This window comes from Micromonospora sp. D75, from assembly GCF_018070405.1.
Classification (GTDB): Bacteria; Actinomycetota; Actinomycetes; order Mycobacteriales; family Micromonosporaceae; genus Micromonospora; species Micromonospora chalcea.
Genome location: NZ_JAGPXV010000136.1, coordinates 1 through 11,041, shown reverse-complemented (window position 1 = coordinate 11,041; position 11,041 = coordinate 1). Strand labels below are relative to the sequence as shown.

Genomic DNA, 11,041 nt, shown 5'->3' with positions numbered 1-11,041 from the left:
CTTCCGAATCCCTCGCCGAGGTCAGCGTTGAGGTCCATGGAACGTCACCGTAGTGCCTGGCCGGGCCTGGGCGAGCGCTGTCACGTCGTCCACCACTCCGACGACCGGGTAGCCGCCGGTGGTGGGGTGGTCGGCCAGGAAGACCAGCGGTTGGCCGTCCGGCGGGACCTGCACCGCGCCGAGCACCAGGCCCTCGCTGGGCAGTTCGCCGGCGACCGCGCGGGGCAGCGCCGCGCCGGCCAGCCGCGCGCCGACCCGGTTGCTGTCCGGGCTCACCGTGTACGCGGTGCCGCACAGCAGGTCCAGCGCCTGCGGGTTGAACCAGTCCTGCCGGGGGCCGGGGCGTACGGTCAGCCGCAGTTCGTCCGGGACCGGCCGGGTGACGGCGAGGTCGACCGGAGCGGATGGACCGTCCGCGGTACCGAGTGGCAGCCGGTCCCCGTCGCGCAGCGGCGGCGGCCCGAGCCCGGAGAGCGTGTCGGTGGATCGGCTGCCGAGCACCGGTTCGACGGTGATTCCGCCGCTGACCGCCAGCCAGGTGCGTACGCCGGCCCGGGCCGGTCCGACGCGCAGCACCGCGCCCGCCGGTAGTGCGAGCGGCAGTCCCACGTCGCCCGGCCGGGTGTCCCCGGCCGGCCACTCGACGGCCACGTCGGCCGGGGCACCGGTGAGCGCGAGCGCGACGGCCCGGGTGAAGCGCAGCACGCAGCCGGTCATGGTGATCTCCAGCCCGGCGGCGTGCTCGTGGTTGCCGACGAGGCGGTTGGCCAGGCGCAGGGCGGCCGGGTCGAGCGCGCCGGAGCGGGGTACGCCGAGGTGCGCCCACCCCGGTCGGCCCTGGTCCTGCACGGTGGTGAGCGCCCCGGCCCGCAGTACCTCGATCACGGCGTGTCGACCAGCCGGACCCGGGTGCCGGGGGTGAGCCGGGCCGGCGGGTCGGCGTGCACGTCGAACAGCGGCAGGTCGGTCCGGCCGACCAGCAGCCAGCCGCCGGGTGACGCGGCGGGGTAGATGCCCGCGTACGGGCCGGCGAGCGCGACCGAGCCGGCCGGCACCCGGGTACGCGGTGTGGCGAGCCGGGGCACTGCCAGCTCGGGCGGCAGCCCGGTCAGGTACGCGAACCCGGGCGCGAATCCGCAGAACGCGACCCGGAACTCGGTACGCCGCAGCCGGTCGATCACGGCGGGCACGTCGGTGTCCCAGTGGGCGGCGACGCGCGGCAGGTCCTCGCCGTCGTACACGACTGGCACCCGGACCTCGGCGGTGGTCGCGCCGGGGCCGCCGGTCCGGGGCCGCCAGCCGGCGATCCGGTCGGCGGCGGCCGACGGGTCCGGTACGCCGTCGAGCAGTACGGTGACCGCGCCCGGGACGATTTCGGTGGCGGTCAGCTCGCCGCTCGCGCGCCGGTGCCACAGTTCGGCCCGCCATGCCTCGACCTGCTCGGGGTCGTCGCAGTCGAGCAGCAGGGCGTGGGTCCCGACCGGCCGGATCCGCATCCGGTCATCCTCCCGTCGGCTGACGTGACGGTCCACACTACTTGCAAGTAACCTACGCTGTCGTAACCTGTTGACGTGACCACATCCGCACCGTTCCGGCTCCGGCCGGCCGACATCGGGAAGCCGCGCATGCGCGGCTGGCTGCACGCATACGCGTTCTTCGCCGCTCTCGTCTGCGGCATCGTGCTCTGTTCGATCGCCGCCGGCCGTCCCGGCTGGGCGCCGCTGGTGAGCTGCCTGATCTACAGCTTCACCGTGTGCGGGCTGTTCGGCACCAGCGCGCTCTACCACCGGCGGGTCTGGTCCGAACGCGGCTACCAGATCATGCGCCGGATGGACCACTCGATGATCTTCGTGTTCATCGCCGGCACCTACACGCCGTTCTGCGCGCTGCTGCTGGACACCCGGCAGGCCACGATCATGCTGAGCCTGGTCTGGGGCGGCGCGATCGCGGGCGTGGCGGTGAAGCTGATCTGGCCGCACGCGCCGCGCTGGGTCTCCGCCCCGCTCTATCTCGCGCTCGGCTGGGTAGCGGTGGCCATGCTGCCGCAGATCCTGCACTCCGGCGGCGTCACCGCGCTGGTCCTGCTGGCGGTGGGCGGCGCGATCTACAGCGTGGGCGCGGTGTTCTACGCGCTGCGCCGCCCGAACCCGTGGCCCACGGTCTTCGGCCACCACGAGTTCTTCCACGCCTGCACGCTCGTCGCGGCGATCTGCCACCACATCGCGATCTACTTCGCCCTGTTCGCCTGAGCCGAGCCGCGCCGCGCCGGACCGGCCCCGGACACGCGCGAGGGCCCCGCGCCGTTGCGGGGCCCTCGGGTTCGGGGGTACGGGATCAGGCCGGGTAACCCGAGCCCGGACCACGCACCTCGCGGTACTCCTCGCGTACGACGCGGTCCTCCCGCACCGGTGCGACCGGCTCGGCGACGACCCGCTCACGCACCGGCGCGGCCACGACCCGGCGGCGGCTGTTCCAGAAGTAGAGCGTGGTGAGCAGGCCGGCGACGCCGGCGAGCATGAGCACCCAGCCCACCACGTTGAGGTTCAGCCATCCCAGATTGGCGTCGACGGCGAACGCGAAGATCGCGCCGAGCGCGATGAGAAAGATGCTGGCACCGATGCCCATGACGTCGCCTCCTTGGCGTCCTGCTGGCGTTTCCTGCCCGCCGCGGCCATGGATGAGGTAGCGGCACACATCGACATACCCAGGCGCTTTGATCGTCAATCAGGCAAGCTGGGCGGTATGACGGACGGCAGGAACGGGCAGCGGACGCTGGTGCTGCTGCGGCACGCCAAGGCCGAGCCGTCCGGGGACCTCCCGGACGTGGAGCGGTCACTCACCGCGCGGGGGCACGCCGACGCGGCCACCGCCGGGGCCTGGCTGGCCCGGCACGGGCTGCTCCCCGACGTGGTGCTCTGCTCGCCCGCCCGGCGTACCCGGCAGACTTGGCACGACGCGGCGATGGGCATGAGCGGTTCGCCGACGGAGAGCGGTCCGGCGGGCTCGGCGCCCGCGGTGCGGTACGAGGCGAGCGCGTACGACGCGCTTCCGGATCAGCTGCTGGAGCTGCTGTGGACCGTCGAGCCGACCGCCGGCACCGTGCTCCTGGTCGCCCACAATCCGGGGATCTCACTGTTGTCGGCGCTGCTCGACCCGCAGCGGGCCGACCCGGACGGGCTGCGGACCAGTGACCTTGTGGTGCACCGGCCGACGACCCGCTGGGCCGACCTCGGGCCGGGAACCGCGCCGATCACCGGCGGCCACACCGCCCGCGCCTGATGCTCACCCGACGCGGGTGTCGTACGCGGCCCGGTTGGCGAGCACGTCGTCCATGTGCGCCTCCGCCCAGGACTTCAGGCCGCGGATCATCTCGTGCAGGGAGAACCCGAGGTCGGTCATCTCGTAGGTGACCGTCACCGGCACTGTCGGCTCGACGGTGCGGGTGATCAGACCGTCGCGCTCCAGGGCGCGCAGCGTCTGGGTGAGCATCTTCTGGCTGACCCCGGGCAGCGTGCGGAACAGCTCGGAGTATCGCCTCGGTCGTGGGTCGCCCGCGCAGTCCGCCCCGAACCGGTGTGAGCCGTCGCTGCGCAGCGCGGCCAGCACGAGTGCGACCCACTTGTCGGTGATCCGGTCGAGCAGTTGCCGGCTGGGGCACCCGGCCAGGAACGCGTCGTACTCGGCCTTGCTCATCTTCTGCTCCTGCCGCCCGGTGAGCTACGCACTTTCAGGTGCCTACTTCCCACGAGAAAGTAACACCCCGATAGTGGAGGACGGCCGCCGCGACCCGGCGGCGTCGCGTAACGACGAGAGGTACACGCATGACCCCCACCACCCTTCCCGGCGGCACCTGGACGCTGGGCGACCTGACCGTGACCCGGTTCGGCTACGGCGCGATGCAGCTCGCCGGCCAGTGGGTCATGGGACCACCGGCGGACCACGACGGCGCCCTCGCGGTGCTGCGCGAGGCGGTCGCGCTCGGCATCACCCACATCGACACCAGCGCGGCGTACGGGCCGTACGTCACCAACCGGCTGATCCGGGAGGCGCTGCACCCGTACCCGGAGCCGCTGCACGTCGTCACCAAGGTCGGCGCGGACCGGGACGAGCAGGGCGGCTGGCCCACCGCGCGCGACCCGCGCAGCCTGCGCCGGCAGGTCCGGGAGAACCTGGAGACGCTCGGCCTGGAGAGGCTCGACCTGGTCAACCTGCGGCTCGGCGACGCCACGGGCCCGCAGCCCGGCTCACTCGCCGAGCCGCTGGAGACGCTCGTCGCGCTCCAGCGGGAGGGCCTGATCCGCCACCTCGGCCTGAGCAACGTGACGCCGGAACAGGTCACCGAGGCACAGGCCATCACGCCCATCGTCTGCGTGCAGAACCACTACAACCTGGCGCACCGCGCAGACGACGACCTGATCGACGAGCTGGCCCGGCAGGGCGTCGCCTACGTGCCGTACTTCCCGCTCGGCGGCTTCACCCCGCTGCAGTCCTCGGCGCTGTCGGCAGTGGCCGCGCGCCTCGGGGCGACACCGATGGGTGTCGCCCTGGCCTGGCTGCTGCGCCGTTCCCCGAACATCCTGCTGATCCCCGGCACCAAGTCCGTCGCGCACCTGCGCGAGAACGTCGCCGGCGCCGGGCTGGCCCTCTCCGGCGAGGATCTCGCCGAGCTGGACCGGATCGGCAGCTGAGACGCGGCGTCAGGACGGCGGCGCCGTCGGCGGCGGCGGGTCGGGCGGCGGCGGCATCATCGCGGTCGGATGCGAGAGCCGGTTCTCCTCCACGATGAGCGTGCGGGCCCGCTTGCGGCGGTCCTGCCAGAACCACAGCGTGGTCAGCAGGACGCCCAGCCCGGCCAGGATGAAGACCCAGCCGACCGCGCGCAGGTCGATCCACCAGACGTTGGCCCGGATGGCGAAGGTCATGATCGCGCCGAGCGCGATGAGAAAGATGGCGCTACCAATGCCCATGTGCGCTGCACTCCCCCGTGCGATGGCCTTGGGCGTACTCCGGTCGTGGTCCGCGACGGTTACCCGCCACCGGGCCGCCTATCCGCCCGGGGCGCACGCACGACGACGGCCGGCGGGCGGGGGCCCGCCGGCCGTCGTCATGAGGGGGAGAGTGACGCTTCAGGGGTGAAAGCCCTCGGAAGGGCTCAGAAAGCCTCCTCCGGGAGGTCCATGATCTCCAGGTCGGTGCCCTCGATGATCCGCCGGTCCGCGCCGATGCGGGGCAGCACCTCGCGGGCGAAGAACCGGGCGGCGGCGACCTTGCCGGTGTAGAAGGACTTGTCGGCCGCGGAGACCTCGCCGGCCAGCGCCTTCAGCGCCACGTCCGCCTGCTTCTGCAGCAGCCAGCCGACCACCAGGTCGCCGATCGCGAGCAGGAACCGGCGGCTGCTGAGGCCGACCTTGTAGAGGGCGCGGGTGTCGCCACCCTGGGCCTCGCCCAGCCAGCCGGTCATCACGCCGAGGATGTTCTGGATCTCGGCGAGCGCCTTGCCGAGCGCCTGCCGCTCCTCCTTGAGCTGGCCGTTGCCGGCCTCGGAGGTGATGTGCTCCTGGATCTCGGCGGCGACCGCCATCAGGGCCTTGCCGTTGTCCCGGACGATCTTGCGGAAGATCAGGTCCAGGCTCTGGATCGCCGTGGTGCCCTCGTACAGGGTGTCGATCTTGGCGTCCCGGACGTACTGCTCCAGCGGGTAGTCCTGGAGGAAGCCGGAGCCGCCGAAGGTCTGCAGCGCCTCGTGCCCGAGCAGCTCGTACGCCCGCTCCGAACCGACGCCCTTGACCAGCGGCAGGAGCAGGTCGTTGACGCGCTTCGCCAGCTTGGTGGCCTTCTCGTCACCGGCCGCCTCGGCGATCGTGACCTTGTCCTGCCAGGTCGCGGTGTAGCAGACGAGCGCGCGCAGGCCCTCGGCGTACGACTTCTGCAGCAGCAGCGAGCGGCGCACGTCCGGGTGGTTGGTGATGGTCACCCGCGGCGCGGTCTTGTCGGCCATCTGGGTGAGGTCGGCGCCCTGCACCCGGTTCTTGGCGTACTCCAGCGCGTTCAGGTAGCCGGTGGAGAGCGTGGCGATCGCCTTGGTGCCGACCAGCATCCGGGCGTACTCGATGATCATGAACATCTGGCGGATGCCGTCGTGCTTCTCACCCAGCAGCCAGCCCTTGGCCGGTACGCCGTGCTCGCCGAAGGTCACCTCGCAGGTGTTCGAGACCTTCAGGCCCATCTTGTGCTCGACGTTTGTGGCGTAGACGCCGTTGCGCTCGCCCAGCTCGCCGGTCTCGGCGTCGAAGTGGTACTTCGGCACGACGAACAGCGACAGGCCCTTGGTGCCCGGGCCACCGACGCCCTCGACGCCGACCGGGCGGGCCAGCACGTAGTGGACGATGTTGTCGCTCAGGTCATGCTCACCGGAGGTGATGAAGCGCTTCACGCCCTCGATGTGCCACGAGCCGTCCGGCTGCTGGATCGCGCGGGTACGGCCGGCGCCCACGTCCGAGCCGGCGTCCGGCTCGGTGAGGACCATGGTCGAGCCCCACTGCTTGTCGATGAACAGCCGGGCCCACTTCTTCTGCTCCTCGGTGCCCTCGACGTGCAGCACGTGGGCGAAGGACGGGCCGGAGGCGTACATCCAGATCGGGGCGTTGGCGCCGAGCACCAGCTCGGCGAGCGACCACCAGAGGGCACGCGGGGCGTTGGTGCCGCCCAGGGACTCCGGCAGGTCGAGGCGCCAGAACTCGGAGTCCATGAACGCCTTGTACGACTTCTTGAACGACTCCGGCAGCGGCGCGGTGAACGTCGCCGGGTCGAAGACCGGCGGGTTGCGGTCGCTGTCCGTGTAGCTGGCAGCCAGGTCCTCGCGGGCGAGGCGGTCGACCTCGCCGAGGAAGCTGCGGGCGGTGTCGACGTCCAGGTCCGTGAACGGGGCCTGGCCGAGCGTCCGGTCCGCCCCGAATACCTCGAACAGGTTGAACTCGAGGTCCCGCACGTTGCTCTTGTAGTGGGTCATGCTCGCTGGCCCCGCTTCCGGACAGGTGTTACCGATCAGTAACTCCAGACTGTATTACTCACCGGTAGGCAACGACAAGCGGATCTCGGAAGTGACAGCGATTACACACTTCCCGTTCATCCGTCGGCGGCGCCGACCTCCCAGCTCGGCACCGGCGTCGCGGTGGCGCTGTACGGGCCCGCGTACTCCATCAGGACCAGCGCGATGTCGTCGTCGAGCCGGCCGTGCACCCACTCGACCAGGGCGGTCTCCAGCGAGGCCAGCCCGTCGGCGACGGTGCCGTGGCCGAGCAGCCGCCAGGCCCGGTCGGCGGTGGGGAAGAACTCGCCGTCCCGGCGCGCCTCGCCCAGCCCGTCGGTGAACAGCAGCAGCCGGTCGCCCGGCTCCAGCCGCTCCACGCGCGGCCGGACCACCGGCATGAAGCCGAGCGGCGGCGCGGGCGCGGGCGGCTCCAGCGGGATCACCGCGCCCCGGCGCAGCAGCAACGGCGGCGGGTGCCCGCAGTTGACGATGGTGAGGGTGCCGCCGCGCTCCTCGACCAGCGCCGCGGTGACGAAGTCCTCGTCGCCGACGTTGCGGGCCACCGCGCGGTCCAGGTCGGTCACCACCGCGCGCAGGTCGGCCCGCTCGTACGCGACGTGCCGGTAGGAGCCGAGCACGATGCTGGCCAGGCGGACCGCGTCCAGCCCCTTGCCCCGGACGTCACCGATGATCATGCGGACGCCGTACGGGGTGTCCATCGCCTCGTACAGGTCGCCGCCGATCTCGGCGGTAGCGGTGGAGGAGATGTACCGGGCGGCCACCGCGAGCGTGCCGACCTGCGGTCCGAGCGGGCGCAGCACCGCCTGCTGGGCCACCGAGGCGAGCCGGGACAGCTCCGCGATCCGGTCCACCTGCCGCTGGCGTACCGCCGCCGTGGCCGCGGCGACGACAGTCCCCACCGCGATGGCTGTCACGTTCACGGCGGTCACCAGCGTGGTGCCCCGCTCGGCGAGGGCGAAGGCGACACCGACGGCGGTGGCCAGCCCGCCCATCGCGAGCACCACCCGCCAGGAGGCCAGCGCCGCCGCCAGGAACGGCGCGATGACCATCAGCGCGAGGTAGTGCGCCGGACGGCCGTCGGCCAGTTCCGCCGCGGCGACGATCGCGAGCAGCCCGAGGGCCGCGCCGAGGCCGGCGCGGGATCCGGGGCTCAGCGGGCGACGGCCCGGCTGGAAGGGTTGCGTGCGTACATCGGACAGCATGCCTGATGGACGTGAACGGGAGAATGAACCTGGCCCGTCGGCCGTGGAAGTTCTGGCCGAGTGGACGGTCAGCCGAGGACCTCGTACCGGACCTGGATGTGCCCGAGACCGGTGGCGGCGATGGACGCGAACGCGGCGCGGGACAGGTCCAGGCACCGGCCCTCGATGAACGGGCCCCGGTCGTTGATCCGCACCACCACCGACTTGCCGTTGTCCGGGTTGGTGACCCGGACCTTCGTGTTGAACGGCAGTGTCTTGTGCGCGGCGGTCAGCGCGTTCGGGTTGAACGACTCGCCGTTCGCGGTCATCTGACCCTCGGCGTAGAAGGACGCGCCGCAGGAGCCGCTGTCCACGACCTTCGGGCTGCTGGTCTTCTTCGCCGTCGGCGACGGGGAGGCGGTCCGGGCCTTGCTCCGGGAGGCCGCCTGGGTCCGGCTCGACTTCGGGCTCGCGGTGGCCTTCGGCGACGGGCTGAGGCTCGCGCTCGGCGAGGCCGACGCGCTCGGCGAGGGGGCCGCCGAGGTGGGGGCGGGCGTGCTGGGCAGCGTCGCGACCGCGACCGGCTCGGCGGGCGGCTCGGCGGAGGTGAGCCGCACGGCGCCGACGGTACCGCCGACCGCGAGCGCCACGCCGACCGCCGCGGTCGCGGCGATGGCGGCGGGCGAGGAGAACTTGCGGGTACGAAGGTGCCTAGCAGCCACCGGCCCGGTCCTTTCGTCAACTGAACAAACCGGCCCGGACCGTAACGAGAGAAGCACTTCCGAAGTCAACGTGATCATGGTGCTATGCCCGTATTTACCCCGGTACGTGTAGCCGATCACGCCACGCTCGATCGGCCGAACGGCCCACCGATCCCCGAGGATGGAAACCGTGCTGAACCGTCGCCTGGTCGAGCTGTTCCGGTGGATCGACCCCGGCCCCGGCAGCACCCACCTGGTCAGCGACACCTCCGGCTGGTGGCGTGACCCCGAGGTGCTCGCCCAGGTCGGCCCGGCGCTGGCCGGGCTCTTTCCGGACGCCCGCCCGACCGTCGTGATCGCGCCCGAGGTGACCGGGCTGCTGCTCGGCCCGCTCGTCGCGGTCGCCGCCGGAGCCGGTTTCCTGCCCGCGTACAAGGACGGCGGCGAGCGACGCCGGGCCGGGCCGACGCGCTGGGCGCAGACACCCCCCGACTACCGGGGCCGGCGGCTGCGGGTCGGCGTGGACAGCAGGCGGCTCGGCACCGGCGACCGGGTGCTGCTCGTCGACGACTGGGTCGACACCGGCGCGCAACTCGACGCGCTGTGCCGGGTCGTCCGGGACGCCGGGGCCGACCTGGTCGGCGCCGCCGCGCTCGTCGCGACCTGCCCGCCCGAGGTCGCCGCGCGGCTCAGGCTGCGCGCCCTGATCACCGGCGCCGACCTGCCGTGAGCCGCCGGCGGTGGCGGAGCGTGCCGTAGCGTCGGCGGCATGTGGCCCCGCATCGGTGGATTGCGCGCACTCGCCCTCGGCACGCCCGGTGAGCTGCGCACCCGGCTCAACACCCTCGTGCTCTCCGGCGTGAAGACCGCCACCGCCGGCCTGATGCAGGAGTACGACGACGAGAACGAGGAACTGGAGCACGTCGGCGAGCGACTGGTCCTGGTCGACGACAACGACCGGTTCGTCGCCGTCGTGGAGGTCACAGGCGTCGAGGTGGTGCGCTTCGCCGACGTGCCATGGGACTTCGCCCGCGCCGAGGGCGAGGGCGACAGGTCGATCGAGGAGTGGCGCGAGGGCCACGGCGCCTACTGGGCCCGGCAGGGCACGCCGGTCACCGACGACACCCGGATCGTCTGCCTCCGGTTCCGGGTGGTCTCCACCGAGGGCAGCGTCGGCACCTAACCGGCCCGGCGCAGCTCCGGCAGCAGCGCCGCCGCCTCCACCAGCACCGCCTCGTCGCCCGCGTACCAGCTGCTGGCCCGGGGCCAGTGCGTCACCACGTCGGTGAAGCCCAGCCGGGCCGCCCGGGCCACCTGCTCGGCGAAGAAGTCGGCGCTGGTCAGCGAGAACATCGGAGCGGAGTCGAGCGAGAGGTAGCGGTCCAGCGTCGCCGGGTCACGGCCGGCCTGCTCCAGCGTGCGGTCCATCCGCTCGGACAGCTCCGTGACCGTCCGCCACCAGCTCTCCACGTCGTCGCTGCCCTGCCCGATGGTCACCCAGCCCTGCCCGAACCGGGCGGCCAGCCGCATCGAGCGGGGACCGTTCGCGGCCACCACGAACGGCACCCGGGGCTGCTGGACGCACCCCGGGTTGTTGCGCGCGTCGACTGCGGTGAACCAGTCCCCGCGCCAGGTCGTGCCGTCCTCCCGCAGGATCGCGTCGAGCAGCTCGATGAACTCGGCGAACCGGTCCACGCGCTGCCGGGGCGGAAGCGTCTCGCCGCCGAGCACCGCCGAGTCGAAGCCGATGCCCCCCGCGCCCAGGCCGAGCAGCACGCGGCCGTCGGACACGTCGTCGAGCGCCGTCACCTGCCGGGCGAACGCCACCGGGTGCCGGAAGTTCGGCGAGGCCACGAGCGTCCCCAGCTTGACCCGGGACGTCACGCCGGCCGCCGCGGTCAGCGTCGTCCAAGAGTCGAACCACGGCCCGTCGACCAGGTCACGCCAACCCAGGTGGTCGTAGGTCCAGGCGTGGTCGAAGCCCCACTCGTCCACCTGGGCCCACCGCCGGCGTGCTTCCGACCAGCGCTGGTCAGGCAGGATCACGATGCCGATTCGCATGCCCGCCAGGGTACGACCCGGGTCGGACACTCCGACCCGGGTCGCGG

At 72.4% G+C, this 11,041-nt stretch carries 14 protein-coding genes; 5 read left to right on the top strand and 9 right to left on the bottom strand.

What is annotated here, in order from left to right:
• Nucleotides 1-21: 21 nt before the first annotated feature.
• Both KBX39_RS11270 and KBX39_RS11265 read right to left on the bottom strand, forming a co-directional pair.
• Nucleotides 22-885: a biotin-dependent carboxyltransferase family protein gene (locus tag KBX39_RS11270; protein ID WP_064447969.1), complete on the bottom strand. Its 864-nt coding sequence runs from the start codon at nt 883-885 to the stop codon at nt 22-24.
• Nucleotides 882-1,496: an allophanate hydrolase subunit 1 gene (locus tag KBX39_RS11265; RefSeq protein ID WP_069089162.1), complete on the bottom strand. Its 615-nt coding sequence runs from the start codon at nt 1,494-1,496 to the stop codon at nt 882-884. Before KBX39_RS11265 ends, KBX39_RS11270 begins: the two co-directional genes overlap by 4 nt.
• A gap of 75 nt (nt 1,497-1,571) precedes the next feature.
• Between KBX39_RS11265 and KBX39_RS11260 the strand changes: the two genes are divergently transcribed.
• Entirely contained in the window at nt 1,572-2,249 is a 678-nt protein-coding gene (locus KBX39_RS11260) for a hemolysin III family protein (protein WP_030500524.1), read from the top strand.
• Nucleotides 2,250-2,334: 85 nt separating this feature from the next.
• Here the strand turns inward: KBX39_RS11260 and KBX39_RS11255 are convergent, their stop codons facing one another.
• Entirely contained in the window at nt 2,335-2,625 is a 291-nt protein-coding gene (locus tag KBX39_RS11255; protein WP_030500523.1) for a DUF6458 family protein, read from the bottom strand.
• Nucleotides 2,626-2,742: 117 nt separating this feature from the next.
• Between KBX39_RS11255 and KBX39_RS11250 the strand changes: the two genes are divergently transcribed.
• Nucleotides 2,743-3,279: a histidine phosphatase family protein gene (locus tag KBX39_RS11250; protein WP_210870371.1), complete on the top strand. Its 537-nt coding sequence runs from the start codon at nt 2,743-2,745 to the stop codon at nt 3,277-3,279.
• 3 nt (nt 3,280-3,282) lie between these two features.
• On the opposite strand, the gene KBX39_RS11245 is transcribed toward KBX39_RS11250, so the two are convergent.
• Nucleotides 3,283-3,693 (bottom strand): helix-turn-helix domain-containing protein, encoded by a 411-nt coding sequence (locus KBX39_RS11245; protein WP_043327593.1) that lies wholly within the window; start codon nt 3,691-3,693, stop codon nt 3,283-3,285.
• Between the two features lie 128 nt (nt 3,694-3,821).
• On the opposite strand from KBX39_RS11245, the gene KBX39_RS11240 reads away from it, so the two are divergent.
• A complete protein-coding gene (locus KBX39_RS11240) occupies nt 3,822-4,688 on the top strand; it encodes an aldo/keto reductase family oxidoreductase (RefSeq protein ID WP_210870369.1) in 867 nt (288 codons plus the stop codon).
• Nucleotides 4,689-4,697: 9 nt separating this feature from the next.
• On the opposite strand, the gene KBX39_RS11235 is transcribed toward KBX39_RS11240, so the two are convergent.
• The 4 genes from KBX39_RS11235 to KBX39_RS34050 form a co-directional block, all read right to left on the bottom strand.
• Complete coding sequence (locus tag KBX39_RS11235; protein WP_013283345.1) at nt 4,698-4,967, bottom strand: DUF6458 family protein; 270 nt, start codon at nt 4,965-4,967, stop codon at nt 4,698-4,700.
• Between the two features lie 185 nt (nt 4,968-5,152).
• The gene (locus tag KBX39_RS11230) at nt 5,153-7,009 is read right to left on the bottom strand and encodes an acyl-CoA dehydrogenase (protein ID WP_043327595.1); all 1,857 of its coding nucleotides are present in this window, start codon (nt 7,007-7,009) and stop codon (nt 5,153-5,155) included.
• Between the two features lie 116 nt (nt 7,010-7,125).
• A complete protein-coding gene (locus tag KBX39_RS11225; RefSeq protein WP_043327596.1) occupies nt 7,126-8,253 on the bottom strand; it encodes a PP2C family protein-serine/threonine phosphatase in 1,128 nt (375 codons plus the stop codon).
• A gap of 68 nt (nt 8,254-8,321) precedes the next feature.
• The gene (locus tag KBX39_RS34050) at nt 8,322-8,954 is read right to left on the bottom strand and encodes a septal ring lytic transglycosylase RlpA family protein (protein ID WP_069089158.1); all 633 of its coding nucleotides are present in this window, start codon (nt 8,952-8,954) and stop codon (nt 8,322-8,324) included.
• A gap of 160 nt (nt 8,955-9,114) precedes the next feature.
• On the opposite strand from KBX39_RS34050, the gene KBX39_RS11215 reads away from it, so the two are divergent.
• Both KBX39_RS11215 and KBX39_RS11210 read left to right on the top strand, forming a co-directional pair.
• Entirely contained in the window at nt 9,115-9,663 is a 549-nt protein-coding gene (locus KBX39_RS11215) for a phosphoribosyltransferase family protein (protein WP_176722851.1), read from the top strand.
• A gap of 39 nt (nt 9,664-9,702) precedes the next feature.
• On the top strand, nt 9,703-10,116 hold the full coding sequence (locus KBX39_RS11210) for an ASCH domain-containing protein (RefSeq protein WP_069089157.1): 414 nt from the start codon (nt 9,703-9,705) through the stop codon (nt 10,114-10,116).
• Here KBX39_RS11210 and KBX39_RS11205 read toward each other — a convergent pair.
• Nucleotides 10,113-10,994, bottom strand: coding sequence for an LLM class flavin-dependent oxidoreductase (locus KBX39_RS11205; protein ID WP_064448122.1), 882 nt, complete (start codon nt 10,992-10,994; stop codon nt 10,113-10,115). The genes KBX39_RS11210 and KBX39_RS11205 overlap by 4 nt on opposite strands.
• Nucleotides 10,995-11,041: the final 47 nt, after the last annotated feature.